This is a genomic window from Candidatus Nanohalovita haloferacivicina (assembly GCF_029232205.1).
Taxonomy (GTDB): Archaea; Nanohalarchaeota; Nanosalinia; order Nanosalinales; family Nanosalinaceae; genus Nanohalovita; species Nanohalovita haloferacivicina.
In genome coordinates this window covers 975,569-990,666 of sequence record NZ_CP107255.1, presented here as the reverse complement: position 1 = coordinate 990,666, position 15,098 = coordinate 975,569, and the positions used below count along the sequence as shown (strand labels likewise).

The window sequence follows — 15,098 nt, the reverse complement described above, 5'->3', positions numbered from 1 at the left end:
ATCTAGCATGGAACTCGACGCACACCAAGCAATGGCACAGGGCCGAAACATGCCCGTATCATGGAAAGACTGCACAGAAATCGGACGCTTCATCAAAGGCGACTCCGTAGAAAAAGCAGAAAGAAAACTCGAAAAAGTAATCGAGAAAGACCTAGCAGTCCCATACACAAAATTCAACTCAGACGTCGGCCACAGAAGCGGACACGGCGACTCCGGAAGATACCCGGAAAAAGCCTCAAAAGAAATCCTGGAAGTCCTCAGATCTGCAGCATCAAACGCAGAACACGAAGGCCTCAACCCAGGAGCACTAGAAGTCCAGAACATCATCACAAACAAAGGCCGCGAAATGAGAACACCAGGAAGACATCCTGGAGAAACAAAAGCCGCACACGTAAAAATAATCGTAGGAGAGCGATAATATGAGCGAAAATCAAAGATTTTCTGAGCATGCAAAAGACCGAGGTGGTCTTTGAATGCAAGAGAAAAAATTCATTCAGAAAGGAGCCCGTAAAGTAAGACTACACGAGTTCCTAGAAGAAGAACTAGAAGGCGCAGGATACAGCCACGCCGACCTAGTCAGAACACCGACATCAGCAAAAATCGTAATCTACGCACAGAGACCAGGCCTCGTAATCGGACGAGGAGGATCCAGAATCAAGGAACTCACAGCAGATCTCGAAGAAGAATTCGACTTCGACAATCCACAGATCGAAGTCAACGAAATCGAGAACGCTGATGCAGATGCAGAAGTAGTAGCAAAGAGCATCGCAAACTGGCTTGAAAAAGGCGGCCACGCCAAACGTGTAGGATACACCTACATCAGACGCATGAAAGAAGCAGGAGTCATCGGAGCAGAAGTAGAAATCACAGGAAAGCTCTCCGGAAACCGTGGAAGAACCGAGAAATTCTCATTCGGATACGTAAAGAGATGCGGAAACACATCCAAAGAAAACGTCGACAAAGGATACTCACTGGCCCGAACAAAGCCAGGAGCAATCGGAGTCAAAGTCCGCATGATGAAGGAAATGCCAGACTTCATGCACAGAGACGTAGACGTCAGCGAAAAGATTCTACATGAATCAGAAGTAACAGAAGAAGCAGAAAACAAAGCTGACAGAATCGAAAAAGTCCTTATCGAAGCAGAAAGCATGACCTCCTCAGAACTAGAAAGAGCAATCGAAGAGAAAGGAGAAGAATTCGAAACAAGCGACATCTCCAAACAAGAAGTCAGAGACGCATTCGAAGCCAGAGACGAAGAACCAGAAGAAGTAACAGAACCAGAAACAGAAGAAGACGAAGAAACAACTGAAGAAGAACCTGAAGAATCTGACACTGAATCCGAACAGGAATCAGATCAAGAAGAAGCAGAGGAACAGGAAGAAACACAGGAAACAGAGACAGATGTAGAAGAAATAGTCTCAGGCACAATCAGCGACGCAAAAGACGCAATCTCTGAAATGGAAGATCCTGACTACGGAGCAATCCTACAGGCAGAACAAGCAAACAAAAACCGAACAACATTTATTGACTGGCTTGAAGGCCAGCAATAAATAAAAGGAGAAAAAAGAAGTGATTAACCGTGTCAGAACTTTCAATCTCTGAACTCCGAGAAAAAGACGCAGACGAACTCAAACAAGACCTCACAGACCTGCAAAAAGAACTAGTACAGGAAAGAGGTCAAATCGAAGTCGGAGGATTCGCAGACAACCCAGGCCGACTCGGAGAAATGAAGAAAACCATCGCACGTATCAAAACAGTTCTCAACGAACGCCAATAAGATAATAATGTCAGATCTCAATCCCAACAGCGGACTACCAGACGAACTCGACGTAACCGACCAACTAGCTCGATCAGAGCAAAAAATCACAGTAAAGATCGACACAAGAAGCTTCGGCAAAGAAGTAACAGTAGTCGAAGGCCTTGGAGAAGACATCAACCTCGACGACCTATCCTCCAAACTCAAGTCCAAACTTGCATGCGGAGGAACAGTCAAAGACGGCCACATCGAACTCCAGGGAGACCACACACGTCGAATCGAAGACGTCCTAGCTGACCAAGGGTTCGACCGAGAAAACATCGAAATCCAGAGATAACATTTTCTCTGGACATTCTCTCACATATTCTTTTTTACTTTCTCCATAAACTCTTCTCTATGCCGGAGTATAACCTTCCTCAGTCTCTAGAAAAAGGAGATAAAGTAGCTATAATCGCAACCTCTAACGGCGTACAGGAGTTTCCTGAAGTCTTAAGAAAAGGTGTTGACAGGCTTGAACAAAGATTTGGCCTCAAGTCAGAGGTATATCCCACTGCGGAAAAGTCGACAGACTACCTTAACGATAATCCGAGACAGAAAGCAGAAGAGTTCATGCAGGCCTTCGAAGACCCTCAAATAAGAGGAGTGATCGCTCTTACAGGAGGCACAGAACAACTGAGAATGCTCAAGTACTTGGAACCGGAGAGATTGAAAGAAAATCCGACAAGATTCTATGGCATAAGCGACAACACTAATCTTCACCTATATCTATCAAATCTCGGAATACAGAGTTTCTATGGAGGCCAGATCTTGGATGACTTGCTTGCAGAGGGAGAAATAGGAGAATATACGTACAGCTACCTAGAAAAAGCCTTTTTCCAGGAACAGTTAGGAGATCTAGAATCCTCGAAAATGTTTACTGATGACTATTTTGATTTATTCAAGGAAGAGCTTGAAGATGGAAGAGAAAGATACAATGCTCCTGAATGGGAATACTGGAATTTCAATGGAGAAACGGTAGAGGGAAGAATATGGGGCGGATGTCTCGGCGTAATACCAGAATTCATGGCAGCAGACAGATATATGCCGGACCAAGACAGGTTGGAAGGTAACGTGCTTGTTCTAGAAACATCAGAAGAACACCCAGCCATCGTAGATGTAAAAAGACGATTAATGGTTATGGGAGAGCGAGGTATCCTACAGAAGTTCTCAGCTATACTTGTAGGAAGACCTATGAGAGCACAACTAATGAGTGAAGAGAAAACAGTCGAAGATAAGAGAGAATACCATAAAAAGCAGAAAGAGGCCATAAAACAAGAAATCAAAAACTACTGTCCAGAAACACCAGCAGTATTCGATATCGACTTTGGCCATACACATCCGAAAATCCCTCTACCCATCGGAGGAAAACTCAGAATTAACCCCGAAAATCAGGAAATAGAAAGTCTCTAACACTGAAACCACTATGCCAATCACACCAGAAAACCTCCCAAAACATGAACTCATAGGCCTACAAGTAGAGGTAACAGAATCTACAGATGAATCACTAGAAGGCCTCAAAGGAGAGGTAATGGACGAAACCAAGTCCATGCTCAGAATCAATGATAAGTGGGTGGAGAAAAAGAACTGCACATTCCTCTTCCAAATACCCGCGGGAGAAAAAGTATCGGTAAAAGGCCAGCTAATCAACAAAAGGCCTGAGGAAAGAACAGGCATGAAACTGCCCGAAAAATGGTAGTAAAGGCCTTCCACCAAACTGTGCCTACCTAATCAAAACACCCTTTTAAAGTTTGTCTTTGAATGTGTTCTTACGAACCTCAAAACTTGATTGAGGTTCTGATCAACCGCTGGAAGTCGAATCTTGATTGATTCGATACTTTCGGTGGTCTGCCCTAAAAACCCACTTGTAGTGAGCGTTTTTGCTGCAGACTCTCCGAGTCCAATAATTTCTAGCGGTTATAGAACTTCAATCAGAACGAAACAAACTAAGACAAACAACCAAAGGTGAACAAGGCTTGACTGAAACAAATGAATCCAGCGAATACCCAATCAGAGGCGGAGTATTTACAGGAACAGTAGAATCCACAAAAATGCAGAAATCCGCAACTGTAAGATGGGAACACACACAGGAAATTCCGAAATACGAAAGAAAAGAAAGAAGAAACACAAAGATAACTGTCCACGTCCCAGAAGACATGGAAATAGAAGAAGGCGACACAGTAAAGGTCGGAGAGACCAAGCCAATCAGTAAAACCAAGAGCCATGTAATAATGGAAAAAATAACCGACAAACAAGAGGAATAAACCAATGAAGCCACTAGGAGCAAGTATTACAAGAGGCCTTGACCAGGGCGCAGAACTAACATGCGCAGACAACTCCGGAGCCAAAAAACTGAAGATTATCGGTGTTAAAAGCCAGAAAGGCCGAAGAAGCAGAAGAAACTCCGCAGGAATCGCAGATAAAGTAATCGTAAGAGTCCTCAAAGGAGACGAGGAAACAAAACACGAAATATTCGAAGCAGTAGTTGTCAGACAAAGACAGGAATTCGAAAGACCGGAAGGAACACGAGTAAAATTCGAAGACAACGCAGCAGTACTAGTAGAAGAAAACGGCCTACCGAAAGGATCAGTAACCAGAGGCCCAATCGCAAAAGAAGTAGTACAGCGATACTCCCCTATCGGGAAGATCGCATCAAAGGTGGTGTAAAACAATGACAGATAACAAGAACTGGAGCAGAAGCTGGAACTCAAGCAAGCAACCTTCAAAACAGAGAAAATACAGAAGAAACGCACCACAGCACGTAAAAGACAAACTAGTTTCCGCTAATCTGGCACCAGCACTAAGAGACGAACTGGATACCAGAAATCTCAACCTCAAGGTTGGAGACAGAGTAGAAGTAATGAGAGGAGACGACAAAGGAAAATCAGGAGTTATCAGCGGAATTGACAGAGACAACACAACAGTAACAGTCAGAGGAGTAGAAAACAACCGTACAGACGGAACCTCAAGAGAAAAAACACTACAGCCATCAAACCTCCAGATCCAGGCACTCAACCTCGAAGACATCTCAAGAATCGAAGCATACGACGTCGAAGACACAGAAGCAATTGAAGTCGACGAAGAAACACTTGAAGAACTTGAGGAAGAACAGGAAGAAGAAAACGCAATGATGCAGCAAATGCAGGGCGGAGGCCAGGCAGCAGACATCAGCGAAGAAGACCTCGAAGAAATCGAAGAAGAAATAGAGGAAGCAGAAGACGAAGAAACTGAAGATGAAGAGGCCGAAGAAGACACTGAATCTGAAGAAGAATCAGATGAGGAAGAAGAAAACTCAGAAACAGAAGAAACCGATGAAGAATCGGAAGAGAAAGGTGACCAATAATGGGATTCCAAAAACGACTATCAGCACCAAAACACTACCCAATCAACAGGAAAAACAACTCATACGTAGTAGAACTCAAAGGATCAAGAAGCAAAGACCAAGCAATTCCAACAGCACTATTCCTTAGAGACGTACTAGGCTACGCAGACTCAGTCAGCGAAGCCAAAAAAATAGTCAACGACGGAAAAGTCCAGAGAAACGACAACACAGTAAGAGACGTCAAAGAAGGACTAGGAGTACTAGACGTAGTCAAAGTAGAAGGCCTAGAAGAAACATACAGAATCGTCAAAGACACAAAAGGCCTCAAATTCATCCCTGTACAGGATGACAAAGTCCTAGCCAAAGTAACAGGAAAAGAAGCACAGGGCGACGAATACGTCTACAACCTCCACAACGGAGAAAACTACAGGACCAAGGACGAATTCAGCGTTCAAAGCTCTCTAATCTTCAACGGAGGAGTCAAAGAAGTACCTCTAGAAGAAGGAGCAGAAGTACTGATCACAGGAGGCCAACATGCAGGAGAAACTGCAGAACTAACAGAAATCAACAGAAGCGGCCTCAAAACCTCAACAGCTACAGTCAAAGAAGATGACCGTGAATTCCAGACACGGCTTGAAAACGTTGTAGCAATCGAAGACGTCAAGGTGACAGAATAATGAACGAAATGAAGCAGATAGAAATCGCAAAAGTAACAGTAAACACATCTGCTGGCGAAGTAGGAGACCAAGTAGAAAAAGGATTCACCCTACTCGAAAAACTAACAGGAAAACAGCCAGTCAGAACCTCCTCAAAAGACGCATCCAAAACATTCGGCCTAAGAGAAGGCCTCAACATTGGAGCAAAAGTAACACTAAGAGGAGAAGAAGCAAGAGAATTCCTAGAAAAAGTACTACCTGCAGCAGACAACCAGATCTCTGCAGAAGCATTCGACGGAAACGGAAACTTCGCATTCGGAATCGGAGAATACATCGACGTACCCGGAATGGACTACGACGCCGATATCGGCATGAAAGGATTTGAAGTAGTAGTCAACCTGGAAAGACCAGGATACCGAACCAAAAGAAGAGACCACAAACCAAGAGAAATAGGAAAAGACCACAAAGTCGATGACGAAGACGCCCAAGAATTCGTCGAAGAAGAACTTGGAGCCGAGGTGACCCAATAAATGAGCTACGAAGCAGTACTCGAACAAATCAAACACAAGAAAGGAAAAAGACAGAAATTCGAAAAACACAACGCTCCAAAACACAGAGACTACGGAAAATCCAAGAAAGAATGCAGAAGATGCGGAAGAACAGGAAGAGGAGTAATCAGCAAGTACGAACTCAACTACTGCAGACAATGCTTCCGTGAAATCGCAGAAGAACTCGGATTCAAACAACTCAACTAGGTGACAAAGAAAATGCAGCAAGATACATTCAGCGACGCAATGTCCTCCATCAACAACGCAGTAGACGCGGGCAACAAATACGCAACAATCAGCCCAACCAGCAACCTGGTCAAAAACCTACTGCTCAAACTACAAGAACTAGAATACATAGGAGTATTCGAATACGTAGAAGACGGACAAGGAGGCAAATTCCGAGTCGAAGTCAAAAACCACATCAACGAATGCCAATCCGTAAAACCACGGTTCTCAGTCCAAAACGAAGAATACAGCAAATGGGCAAAAAGATACCTACCAGCCCAAGGATTCGGAGAACTACTGGTAACAACAAGCCACGGCCTCATGACACACTACGAGGCCCGCGAAGAAGGAATCGGCGGAAAACTACTAGGATACGTCTACTAAGGTGAGTGAAAAATGACAGAAAAACTAACATACGAACTACCAGAAGGATTCAACGCAGAATACAGCGACGGAGTCCTAAAGGTAGAAGGAAACGGAGAAGAAACAGAGAAACAAATCCAGCACTCCCTAGTAGAAGTAGACATCGACGGAGAAACAGTAACATTCACAGCACTGAGAGACAAGAAAAACATTATCTCAGTAGCAAAAACCTACAGATCACACCTACAAAACATGGCAGAAGGCCTAGAAAACGCACACGTCTACAAACTAAAAGGAGTATACGCACACTTCCCAATGACAATCAAGAAAGAAGGCGACGAAGTAGTAGTCGAAAACTTCATGGGAGAAAGATTCCCAAGAAGAGCAGAAATCATGGAAGGCGTAGACGTCCAGGTAGACGGAGACGAAGTAACAGTAAAAGGCCCGAACAAAGACAAAGTAAGCCAGACAGCAGCACGGATCGAACAACTATCCCGTAAAGGAAACCGCGATCCAAGAACATTCCAGGATGGAATCTACATCACAGAGGTGACCCGCAGTGAGTAAAGACTTCAAAAGACAGGAAACACACAAAAGAAAGAGAGTAAAGAGCTCATGGAGAAAGCCTATCGGAGGCCACTCCAACGCAAGACTACAGAAAAAAAGCGCACAGAAACTTCCAAAGGTAGGATACAGAACACCTAAAGAAGACCGCGGAAAACACCCATCAGGATACGAAGAAGTAATGGTACACAACACAGATGACCTAGAAGAAGTAGATCCTGAAACAGAAGCTGCAAGAATCGGCTCCACAGTAGGAGGCCGAAAAAGAGAACAGATACTCGAAAAAGCAGACGACCTCGAAATCAAAGTACTGAACAGAGGTGACCAGTAAATGGACCTAAAGAACCAGAGAAGAATGGCCGCAGACATCATGGACGTCGGAAAAGACAGAGTATGGATCGACCCTGACAACCAGGAAAAAGTAGACGAAGCAATCACAAGAAACGACATCAGAAACCTGATCGAAGGAGGAACAATCCAGAAGAAAGACGTCAAAGGAACAAGCAAAGGCCGAGCACGAAAGAAAAAGAAACAGAAACAAAAAGGCCGAAGAAAAGGTCAGGGCCGAAGACAAGGAAAGAAAACAGCCCGTAAATCATCCAAAGACAAATGGATGGAAAACATCAGAGCAATCCGATCCGAGCTCAAAGAAATGAGAGACGAAGAAGAAATTACACAGGAACAATACCGTAACCTGTACGACAGAGCAAAGGGAGGATTCTTCAGAGACACAAAACACCTCAAAAACTACGTAGAAAACAAAATGGAGTGATAAACATATGGCAGAGACATCAAACTACAAAGTACCATTCAGAAGAAGAAGAGAACAGAAAACAGATTACGAACAGCGACTGAAGCTGGTTAAATCAGGAAAACCAAGAGCAGTAGTAAGAACCAGCAACCAGCACACACGAGCACACCTTGCACACTACAACAAGGACGGAGACGAAAACGAAGCACAGACACTAAGCAAGGAACTCAAAGAGTACGGCTGGGAACACAACACAGGCAACCTGCCAGCAGCATACCTAACAGGATACCTGGCAGCCAAAAAAGCCGACTCAGAAGAAGCAATCCTCGACATAGGCCTCAGAGAACAGAAAACAGGCGGCCGGATCTTCGCAGCAGTCAAAGGAATGAGAGACGCAGGCCTCGAAGTACCTGCAGGAGAGAAAGTTTTCCCAGAAGAAGGAAGAATCAGAGGAGAACACATCGAGGAAATGAAAGAAGACTCAAACATCACAGAAAACTTTGAAGAAGTCAAAGAAAACATCGAAGGTGACTACTAATGGCAGAACAAGAAATGGAAGAAGAAATCTGGACTCCAAAGACAAAGCTCGGTAGAGCAGTGGCAAACGGCCAGATCACAACAATTGAACAGGCCCTGGGCCACGAAAGACCGATCATGGAGCCAGAAATCGTCGACCAGCTAACCGACCTCAACGAAGAAGTAATGCTAATCGGAGGAACACCAGGAAAAGGAGGCGGAAAAAGAAGAACAGTCTCCAAAAGAACAGCAAGAATGCACAAATCCGGAGCAAGATACTCCAGCAACGCAATGACAGTACTAGGAAACAGAAACGGAGTAATCGGCCTCGGAATGGGAGAAGCAGAAGACACCAGAGCCGCAATCGACGACGCAAACAGAAACGCAAAACTCAACCTCATCAAAGTACCAAGAGGAAACGGCTCATGGGAAGACAAAGGAGACCACAAGGCCTCCATCCCATTCAAAGTAGAAGGAAAATCAGGTTCAGTAACAGTAGAACTCAAACCTGCACCAAGAGGAACAGGCCTCGTCGCATCAGACGATGTCAAGAAAGTAATGGAACTAGCAGGAATCGAAAACGTCTGGGTAAGCTCCAGAGGAAGCACAAGAACAAGAGAGAACCTGATCAGAGCAACTTTCAATGCACTGGAAAAACTCTCAGAATACCAGCACAACGGTGAAGAACAGTGATCGCAGCAATCAGAATAAGAGGAGACGTAGACGCAAGCGACAAAGTAAGCGCAACACTGCAAAACGTCAACCTTCACAGAAGAAACCAGTGTGTAGTCTATGAAGACACAGAATCAATCAAAGGAATGTTCAACAAAGCCAAAGACTACATCACATACGGCGAAGTATCCGAAGAAACACTAGAACTGCTTGAAGAAAGAAAAGGATCAGAAATCGAATCAGGCGACGTCATCAACCTATCGCCACCAAGCAGAGGTTATAAGGATACAAAGAAAAATGTAAACCAAGGCGGAAGCCTAGGCAAAAGAGAAAACCTAGATAACCTAATCGAGAAAATGGTGTAAAAACCCTTTCTCAAAATTTTCCAGGTGAACTAAACAAATGACAAAGAGAAGATCCAAGAAGAAAAAGTCCGGCAGCAACGGCTACGGAAGCTCCAAGAAAAACAGAGGAGCAGGCAGCCGCGGAGGAAGAGGACAAGCAGGAATCGGAAAGAAAGCAAAGCACGAAAAAATGACCAAAGACGGAGTCCACCAGCTAGGAGAAGAAGGATTCACTCCACACGACTCCAGAGAACAGAACGGAATCAACCTCAAAGACATCGATCAAAGAATCGAGGAATTCGTCGAAGCAGGAGTAGCAGAAGAAACAGACGATGGATACATCTTCCACGCCGACGAAGCAGGATACGACAAAGTCCTAGGAGGAGGAAAACTCTTCAAAGACATCGAAGTCCACGCAGAAGAATTCTCCGACTCCGCAAAAAGAAAGATCGAAGAAGCAGGACAGGAAGCCGTAGAGGAATAAGAAAATGTCTTGGATCGTCCAGGCCGCAAGCTATCTGCCGAGTGTAAAAGAACCAGAAAAAGAACAATCACTAAAGCAGATGCTGACCTGGACGGGCATAGTCCTCGTCCTATACTTCATTCTCGGCTCCATCAACCTATACGGAGCCAACGCAGCATCAGTACAACAAGCACTACAGACACTTGCCACATACCAGACAATTCTAGGAGCACAGATCGGATCCATAATTACGCTAGGAATTGGACCGATCGTAACAGCATCAATCATACTACAGATGATGGTAGGATCCGAACTCCTCCCATGGAACACAAACAACCAGGAAGGACAACAAAAATTCCAGGCCGCACAAAAACTACTAGCATACGGCCTAACAATCGTACAAGCATTCGGATACGTACTATCAGGAACCTTCGGAAACGTAGCAGGAGACCCATTCCTAATCCTACTCCTAGCAGGCCAGATCAGCCTAGGAGGATGGCTAATCATCATGATGGACGACCTAGTCCAAAAATGGGGATTCGGATCAGGAACAGGCCTATTCATCGCAGCAGGAGTATCCAAACAAGTCTACATCTCAATCCTCTCACCACTCGTAACACCAGAAAACACACTATTCTGGACAACAGGAGGAAACCCGGTAGGTAACCTGTTCGTATTCGCACAAACACAGCAAATCACATCACTAATCCCAATACTCTCCACAATAGCAGTATTCTCAGCAGTAGTATACCTACAAAGCATGCGAGTAGAAATACCGCTGACATTCGGAAACGTAAGAGGATTCGGACAAAAATGGCCGCTTAAATTCCTATACACATCAAACATGCCAGTAATCCTCATAGCAGCACTAATATCCAACGTACAAATCGTAGGAACAACACTCGCAGGTCCAGACGGCTGCAGCCCACTAGGATGCTTCAACGCACAAGGACAAGCACAATCAGGCCTAGTCAACATGCTACAAGCACCAGTACAAATCTTCCAAAGCCTGATCACATCAGGACTACAAGGAGTAACACTGGGAGATGTATTCCACATATTCTTCTACATAGGAGTCTACGCATTCGGATCAATCCTATTCAGCATCTTCTGGATGAAAACATCAGGCCAAGACGCAGACAGCGTCGCATCACAGATCCAGAACACAGGAATGAAAGTACCAGGATTCAGAAAAGACAAGAGAGTAATCAAAAAAGTACTCAACCGGTACATCCCAGGCCTAACAGTCCTATCAGGATTCTCAGTAGGCCTACTAGCAGCACTCGCAAACATGACACAGGCCGCAGGAGGAGGAACAGGAATCCTGCTCACAGTCATGATCCTGTACCAGCTATACGAACAACTGGCACAGAAACACATGGAAGAACTTCACCCAGCAATGAAGGACTTCCTATCATAAAAAATCTTCCTTTCCATTCCTCTTTAATTTCCACAAAACAAAAACAGAAGTGAGCAACCAAAAATGGCACTAGTACAACTCAAAGCAACAGTATTCCCATTCCTGGACCAGCTATTCAACCCAGTACTGGCACAGGGCCCGTACGTGTCAATGATATTCTTCTCAGCATGCCTAGCAGGCCTATTCTCAATAATCTACTGGATACTACTAGACATAGAGAAAGCCGACGAAATCAAAGAGAAGATGAGCGAACACCAGGAAAAAATGAAGGAGGCCCAGAAAGACAACGACTCGGAAAAGGCCAAGGAACACATGTCCAAGTCCATGAAGCTCAACCAGAAATTCATGATGCTCAACTTCAAACCAATGATAGGAACAATGATCTTCGTAGCAGTAATGTTCCCATGGCTAGGCCACACATACACACCAAACGTAGCACTCAACCCAGCAGACAACACAACAAACTCCTCACTGTACACAGGCCACCTAGAATTCGCAAACAAACAGGAAGAACTATTCTACTACAACAACACGGTAGAAACCAGCAATAATTCAGCACAGATAGGTCAATCCATAAACGCAGCAGGAGTAAACTGGGAAATACGAAGCGTAGACACATCAAACGGCGAACCACAGACACTGCACCTCGACGCAAAATTCGCAGATCTACCGTTCTCAATACCGCTAGCAGGTAACACAATCAACTGGCTGATGTTCTACATACTGGTCACAATGCCGCTAACATACATCTTCAGATCAGCACTCGGCATCCAGTAAAAAACCACGTTTTTATCCTCATATCCTCATTTCCCATCCAACTTCTTCTCAAACGCAATTCCCGATAAAAAACTAACCTAACAAACAACAGTTATGGAGAACGCTTCCTGGTACACAAGAGAAAAAGCAGAGCCATCAGAAGAATACGGCACACTACCAGAAAAAAGAAGTATCGAAGAGCTTCTCCAGAAAGGATTCTTCATAGTAGACAAACCGTTCGGCCCAACAAGCAACCAGGTAAGCCACTGGGTAAAAGAAGAACTCGACCTCAAAAAGACAGGTCACTTCGGCACACTAGACCCGAACGCCACAGGAACACTTCCGGTAGGCCTCAACCAGGGAACAAGAGTAAACAACGCCCTCGCACAGGCCGACAAAGAATACGTATTTCTCGCAGAACTAGAAGAAGAAAAACCTGAAGAAGAAATCAGAGAAACACTGCAGGAATTCAAAGGCGCAAACAAACAGACACCGCCAGAAAAATCAGCAGTCAAAAAAGAAGAACGCGAAAGAGAAGTATACGAAATAGAACTACTAGAGGCCTCAGAGAAAGAAGTTCTTGGAAGAGTAAAATGCGAATCAGGATTCTACGTCCGCGTACTCATCAAACAACTCGGAGAAAAACTCGACACACAAGCAGAGATGCAGGAACTCCGCAGAACACAGCAAGGCCAGCTAGCAGAAAAAGACGCAGATACACTTCAGGATATAGTCGATGCATACCACTTCTACACAGAAGAAGACGACGAACAGGCCTTGAGAGAAGTACTTCATCCAATAGAAAAAGCAGTGAACCACCTAAGAAAAGTAGTGGTCAAAGACTCCGCAGTCAACGCAATAGCCAACGGAGCAGACCTCGGAGCAGCAGGAATCAGCCAGCTACAGGACGGAATAGAAAAAGGAGAACAAATAGCAATAATGACGCTCAAAGGAGAGCTAATCGCACTGGCAGAGGCCCAGATGACCTCAGAACAAATGTACGACTCCGAAGAGACCGCAGCCACACTCAACTCAGTCCATATGGATCCAGAAACATACCCAAAAAGATGGAAACAGGAATAAAAATTTCTCAACTGAACTAAACTATGGAAAATTTAGACCAGCTCTTTGAAGCCATCAACGAAATAAAACATCTGGAAAGAGAAGGCTGGCAGAAAAGAGATATCGAAAAACCTCTAGACACCGTTGCATCCCACTCCCTAGGAGCAACAATCAACGGATGGATACTTGCCGAAAAAGAAGGCCTAGACTCTAACAAAGTCGTCAAAATGCTTCTAATTCACGACCTCATAATGGCCTACATACCAGACTATACGCCAGAAGACAAAGAATACGCATCTAAAAAACAATTCGAGGAAGAAAAACTGGAAGAACTCTACCAAAAAGTACCTGCAGAAATAAGGCCTGAATTCGAGGCCTTGATCAAAGAATTGAGAGAAAGAGAGACAGCAGAGGCCCAGGTAGCCAAAGAAGCCGACAAATTAGACACTCTGATGCAGGCCTCCAAATACAACCAGGAAACAGAGGAAAACATGTTAGAAGAATTCCTGGAAACATACGAGGACTACTTCAAGACAAACTCTGGAAAAGCCCAGTACGACAAAATAAGAGAGAACTCAGACTACTGACTCCATCAGGCCTTCTTCATTTAAAACTTCTATATCAAAATTCTCTATAAGAGATGGTTCTTCGGAACCATCAGAATCTGCTAACTGAATTTTTCAGTTATGCCGGAGTGACTGAGTGGCTAAAGGTGCCACCCTGGAAAGGTGGTGAGGCGCACGCCTCTCCTGGGTTCAAATCCCAGCTCCGGCGAACTCAATTATTCTTTCTCGCCACCGTTCCTACCAGCGGCCATAGCAACCACTATTTCACGCTGCACGTGATAATGCTCCTTGTAAAGCTCCATAAAGTACTTGGAAATTGCGTACATCACAAGGATAAATGTAACACCGATGTAAGACGCAATTTTCTGCAGAATATAGGCCTGATTCAATCCAAAAGTGGCAGCAATCGAAGTAATCAAGCTTGCGTAAAGCAGAGACTTCACAACAAGATGCATGCTCTTAACTGATCTAAACTTGTCAAGACTTAACTCATAATCCTTCAACTCTTCCTCATCGAGCTCATCGCGCAAAAACTCGCGAACCTCTATATCAGCACGGCCTAAAGGTGTAAGCTGGAAAATTTTCTTCTTCAAAAATATTCACCTGAACTTCTCCAGAGCCTCTAAACTATGGGTTTTAATCTCCTCGCTGGCGTCAAGAGCCCTAACCTCTTCCTCACTGAACCAGGCCATCTCCTCGATACCTTCTTCGGCCTCAAAATCATATTCCTCAGATTCTACATAGAAAACAGAGTCAATATGCTGGTGATGATCATTAATATCCTGTAGCAAAACTTTGTCAGGCCTTGGAAGCTCATCAACCTCTTCAGAAAGACTTTCGCGGCCCTCAATACTAACATTTAGATCTGACTCTTCTTTTACCTCTCTTTCAGCTGCCTGATGTGGAAGCTCGTCTCTATCGATATGACCTCCTACCGGTAGCCATTTATCCAGTTTCTTGTGGAAATGAAGCAGCACTCTGTCATCATTCACTACAAAGCATGTAGCGGTGAAGTGCCTGGTGGTCTCTACCATACAGAAAATATGTTCGGGAGCTATAAAACTCTCAACAAACAATT

26 protein-coding genes and 1 tRNA gene are annotated in these 15,098 nt (G+C 44.5%); 25 read left to right on the top strand and 2 right to left on the bottom strand.

The window, feature by feature from the left end:
- Window positions 1-7: 7 nt before the first annotated feature.
- The 25 genes from rplV (at window position 8) to HBNXNv_RS05565 (ending at window position 14,228) form a co-directional block, all read left to right on the top strand.
- Window positions 8-418, top strand: coding sequence for a 50S ribosomal protein L22 (gene rplV, locus HBNXNv_RS05685; RefSeq protein ID WP_347720711.1), 411 nt, complete (start codon window positions 8-10; stop codon window positions 416-418).
- 55 nt (window positions 419-473) lie between these two features.
- Window positions 474-1,550 carry a 30S ribosomal protein S3 gene (locus tag HBNXNv_RS05680; RefSeq protein ID WP_347720710.1) on the top strand — a complete coding sequence of 359 codons (1,077 nt, stop codon included), beginning with the start codon at window positions 474-476 and terminating at the stop codon, window positions 1,548-1,550.
- Between the two features lie 29 nt (window positions 1,551-1,579).
- Complete coding sequence (gene rpmC / locus HBNXNv_RS05675) at window positions 1,580-1,777, top strand: 50S ribosomal protein L29 (RefSeq protein WP_347720709.1); 198 nt, start codon at window positions 1,580-1,582, stop codon at window positions 1,775-1,777.
- A 7-nt stretch (window positions 1,778-1,784) separates the two neighbouring features.
- Entirely contained in the window at window positions 1,785-2,093 is a 309-nt protein-coding gene (gene yciH / locus HBNXNv_RS05670) for a translation initiation factor (RefSeq protein WP_347720708.1), read from the top strand.
- A 59-nt stretch (window positions 2,094-2,152) separates the two neighbouring features.
- Window positions 2,153-3,205: a S66 family peptidase gene (locus tag HBNXNv_RS05665; protein ID WP_347720707.1), complete on the top strand. Its 1,053-nt coding sequence runs from the start codon at window positions 2,153-2,155 to the stop codon at window positions 3,203-3,205.
- A gap of 13 nt (window positions 3,206-3,218) precedes the next feature.
- Window positions 3,219-3,491 carry a ribonuclease P protein component 1 gene (locus HBNXNv_RS05660; RefSeq protein WP_347720706.1) on the top strand — a complete coding sequence of 91 codons (273 nt, stop codon included), beginning with the start codon at window positions 3,219-3,221 and terminating at the stop codon, window positions 3,489-3,491.
- A 277-nt stretch (window positions 3,492-3,768) separates the two neighbouring features.
- On the top strand, window positions 3,769-4,056 hold the full coding sequence (gene rpsQ, locus HBNXNv_RS05655; protein WP_347720705.1) for a 30S ribosomal protein S17: 288 nt from the start codon (window positions 3,769-3,771) through the stop codon (window positions 4,054-4,056).
- A 4-nt stretch (window positions 4,057-4,060) separates the two neighbouring features.
- Window positions 4,061-4,459 carry an uL14 family ribosomal protein gene (locus tag HBNXNv_RS05650; protein ID WP_347720704.1) on the top strand — a complete coding sequence of 133 codons (399 nt, stop codon included), beginning with the start codon at window positions 4,061-4,063 and terminating at the stop codon, window positions 4,457-4,459.
- Window positions 4,460-4,463: 4 nt separating this feature from the next.
- A complete protein-coding gene (rplX, locus tag HBNXNv_RS05645; protein WP_347720703.1) occupies window positions 4,464-5,135 on the top strand; it encodes a 50S ribosomal protein L24 in 672 nt (223 codons plus the stop codon).
- Window positions 5,135-5,791, top strand: a complete 657-nt coding sequence (locus HBNXNv_RS05640; RefSeq protein ID WP_347720702.1) for a hypothetical protein — start codon at window positions 5,135-5,137, stop codon at window positions 5,789-5,791. Before rplX ends, HBNXNv_RS05640 begins: the two co-directional genes overlap by 1 nt.
- A complete protein-coding gene (locus HBNXNv_RS05635) occupies window positions 5,791-6,300 on the top strand; it encodes a 50S ribosomal protein L5 (protein ID WP_347720701.1) in 510 nt (169 codons plus the stop codon). The genes HBNXNv_RS05640 and HBNXNv_RS05635 overlap by 1 nt, the downstream gene beginning before the upstream one ends.
- Complete coding sequence (locus tag HBNXNv_RS05630; protein ID WP_347720700.1) at window positions 6,301-6,525, top strand: 30S ribosomal protein S14; 225 nt, start codon at window positions 6,301-6,303, stop codon at window positions 6,523-6,525.
- Between the two features lie 12 nt (window positions 6,526-6,537).
- Window positions 6,538-6,927: a 30S ribosomal protein S8 gene (locus tag HBNXNv_RS05625; protein WP_347720699.1), complete on the top strand. Its 390-nt coding sequence runs from the start codon at window positions 6,538-6,540 to the stop codon at window positions 6,925-6,927.
- Window positions 6,928-6,939: 12 nt separating this feature from the next.
- On the top strand, window positions 6,940-7,473 hold the full coding sequence (gene rpl6p / locus HBNXNv_RS05620; RefSeq protein ID WP_347720698.1) for a 50S ribosomal protein L6: 534 nt from the start codon (window positions 6,940-6,942) through the stop codon (window positions 7,471-7,473).
- Complete coding sequence (locus tag HBNXNv_RS05615; RefSeq protein ID WP_347720697.1) at window positions 7,466-7,801, top strand: 50S ribosomal protein L32e; 336 nt, start codon at window positions 7,466-7,468, stop codon at window positions 7,799-7,801. Before rpl6p ends, HBNXNv_RS05615 begins: the two co-directional genes overlap by 8 nt.
- Window positions 7,802-8,242, top strand: a complete 441-nt coding sequence (locus HBNXNv_RS05610) for a 50S ribosomal protein L19e (RefSeq protein WP_347720696.1) — start codon at window positions 7,802-7,804, stop codon at window positions 8,240-8,242.
- Window positions 8,243-8,249: 7 nt separating this feature from the next.
- Complete coding sequence (locus HBNXNv_RS05605) at window positions 8,250-8,759, top strand: 50S ribosomal protein L18 (protein WP_347720695.1); 510 nt, start codon at window positions 8,250-8,252, stop codon at window positions 8,757-8,759.
- Window positions 8,759-9,430, top strand: coding sequence for a 30S ribosomal protein S5 (gene rpsE, locus HBNXNv_RS05600; protein WP_347720694.1), 672 nt, complete (start codon window positions 8,759-8,761; stop codon window positions 9,428-9,430). Before HBNXNv_RS05605 ends, rpsE begins: the two co-directional genes overlap by 1 nt.
- Entirely contained in the window at window positions 9,427-9,774 is a 348-nt protein-coding gene (locus tag HBNXNv_RS05595) for an uL30 family ribosomal protein (RefSeq protein WP_347720693.1), read from the top strand. The genes rpsE and HBNXNv_RS05595 overlap by 4 nt, the downstream gene beginning before the upstream one ends.
- A gap of 37 nt (window positions 9,775-9,811) precedes the next feature.
- Window positions 9,812-10,237 (top strand): uL15m family ribosomal protein, encoded by a 426-nt coding sequence (locus tag HBNXNv_RS05590; protein WP_347720692.1) that lies wholly within the window; start codon window positions 9,812-9,814, stop codon window positions 10,235-10,237.
- 4 nt (window positions 10,238-10,241) lie between these two features.
- On the top strand, window positions 10,242-11,636 hold the full coding sequence (gene secY, locus HBNXNv_RS05585) for a preprotein translocase subunit SecY (protein WP_347720691.1): 1,395 nt from the start codon (window positions 10,242-10,244) through the stop codon (window positions 11,634-11,636).
- Between the two features lie 63 nt (window positions 11,637-11,699).
- Window positions 11,700-12,413: an EMC3/TMCO1 family protein gene (locus HBNXNv_RS05580; protein ID WP_347720690.1), complete on the top strand. Its 714-nt coding sequence runs from the start codon at window positions 11,700-11,702 to the stop codon at window positions 12,411-12,413.
- A 93-nt stretch (window positions 12,414-12,506) separates the two neighbouring features.
- Window positions 12,507-13,475, top strand: coding sequence for an RNA-guided pseudouridylation complex pseudouridine synthase subunit Cbf5 (locus HBNXNv_RS05575; protein WP_347720689.1), 969 nt, complete (start codon window positions 12,507-12,509; stop codon window positions 13,473-13,475).
- A 23-nt stretch (window positions 13,476-13,498) separates the two neighbouring features.
- Window positions 13,499-14,041: an HD domain-containing protein gene (locus HBNXNv_RS05570; RefSeq protein ID WP_347720688.1), complete on the top strand. Its 543-nt coding sequence runs from the start codon at window positions 13,499-13,501 to the stop codon at window positions 14,039-14,041.
- Window positions 14,042-14,142: 101 nt separating this feature from the next.
- Window positions 14,143-14,228 (top strand) — tRNA-Ser (locus HBNXNv_RS05565).
- Window positions 14,229-14,235: 7 nt separating this feature from the next.
- Here the strand turns inward: HBNXNv_RS05565 and HBNXNv_RS05560 are convergent.
- Both HBNXNv_RS05560 and HBNXNv_RS05555 read right to left on the bottom strand, forming a co-directional pair.
- Window positions 14,236-14,613 carry a hypothetical protein gene (locus HBNXNv_RS05560; RefSeq protein WP_347720687.1) on the bottom strand — a complete coding sequence of 126 codons (378 nt, stop codon included), beginning with the start codon at window positions 14,611-14,613 and terminating at the stop codon, window positions 14,236-14,238.
- A gap of 6 nt (window positions 14,614-14,619) precedes the next feature.
- The gene (locus HBNXNv_RS05555; RefSeq protein ID WP_347720686.1) at window positions 14,620-15,054 is read right to left on the bottom strand and encodes an NUDIX hydrolase; all 435 of its coding nucleotides are present in this window, start codon (window positions 15,052-15,054) and stop codon (window positions 14,620-14,622) included.
- Window positions 15,055-15,098: the final 44 nt, after the last annotated feature.

Coding starts and splice junctions, on each gene's coding strand:
- HBNXNv_RS05630 (WP_347720700.1), top strand. CDS start 6,301: ATGAGCTACGAAGCAGTACTCGAACAAATCAAACACAAGAAAGGAAAA.
- yciH (WP_347720708.1), top strand. CDS start 1,785: ATGTCAGATCTCAATCCCAACAGCGGACTACCAGACGAACTCGACGTA.
- HBNXNv_RS05650 (WP_347720704.1), top strand. CDS start 4,061: ATGAAGCCACTAGGAGCAAGTATTACAAGAGGCCTTGACCAGGGCGCA.
- HBNXNv_RS05580 (WP_347720690.1), top strand. CDS start 11,700: ATGGCACTAGTACAACTCAAAGCAACAGTATTCCCATTCCTGGACCAG.
- HBNXNv_RS05665 (WP_347720707.1), top strand. CDS start 2,153: ATGCCGGAGTATAACCTTCCTCAGTCTCTAGAAAAAGGAGATAAAGTA.
- HBNXNv_RS05570 (WP_347720688.1), top strand. CDS start 13,499: ATGGAAAATTTAGACCAGCTCTTTGAAGCCATCAACGAAATAAAACAT.
- HBNXNv_RS05605 (WP_347720695.1), top strand. CDS start 8,250: ATGGCAGAGACATCAAACTACAAAGTACCATTCAGAAGAAGAAGAGAA.
- HBNXNv_RS05575 (WP_347720689.1), top strand. CDS start 12,507: ATGGAGAACGCTTCCTGGTACACAAGAGAAAAAGCAGAGCCATCAGAA.
- HBNXNv_RS05555 (WP_347720686.1), bottom strand. CDS start 15,054: ATGGTAGAGACCACCAGGCACTTCACCGCTACATGCTTTGTAGTGAAT.
- HBNXNv_RS05660 (WP_347720706.1), top strand. CDS start 3,219: ATGCCAATCACACCAGAAAACCTCCCAAAACATGAACTCATAGGCCTA.
- rplX (WP_347720703.1), top strand. CDS start 4,464: ATGACAGATAACAAGAACTGGAGCAGAAGCTGGAACTCAAGCAAGCAA.
- rpl6p (WP_347720698.1), top strand. CDS start 6,940: ATGACAGAAAAACTAACATACGAACTACCAGAAGGATTCAACGCAGAA.
- secY (WP_347720691.1), top strand. CDS start 10,242: ATGTCTTGGATCGTCCAGGCCGCAAGCTATCTGCCGAGTGTAAAAGAA.
- rplV (WP_347720711.1), top strand. CDS start 8: ATGGAACTCGACGCACACCAAGCAATGGCACAGGGCCGAAACATGCCC.
- HBNXNv_RS05640 (WP_347720702.1), top strand. CDS start 5,135: ATGGGATTCCAAAAACGACTATCAGCACCAAAACACTACCCAATCAAC.
- rpsE (WP_347720694.1), top strand. CDS start 8,759: ATGGCAGAACAAGAAATGGAAGAAGAAATCTGGACTCCAAAGACAAAG.
- HBNXNv_RS05625 (WP_347720699.1), top strand. CDS start 6,538: ATGCAGCAAGATACATTCAGCGACGCAATGTCCTCCATCAACAACGCA.
- HBNXNv_RS05610 (WP_347720696.1), top strand. CDS start 7,802: ATGGACCTAAAGAACCAGAGAAGAATGGCCGCAGACATCATGGACGTC.
- HBNXNv_RS05680 (WP_347720710.1), top strand. CDS start 474: ATGCAAGAGAAAAAATTCATTCAGAAAGGAGCCCGTAAAGTAAGACTA.
- HBNXNv_RS05635 (WP_347720701.1), top strand. CDS start 5,791: ATGAACGAAATGAAGCAGATAGAAATCGCAAAAGTAACAGTAAACACA.
- HBNXNv_RS05590 (WP_347720692.1), top strand. CDS start 9,812: ATGACAAAGAGAAGATCCAAGAAGAAAAAGTCCGGCAGCAACGGCTAC.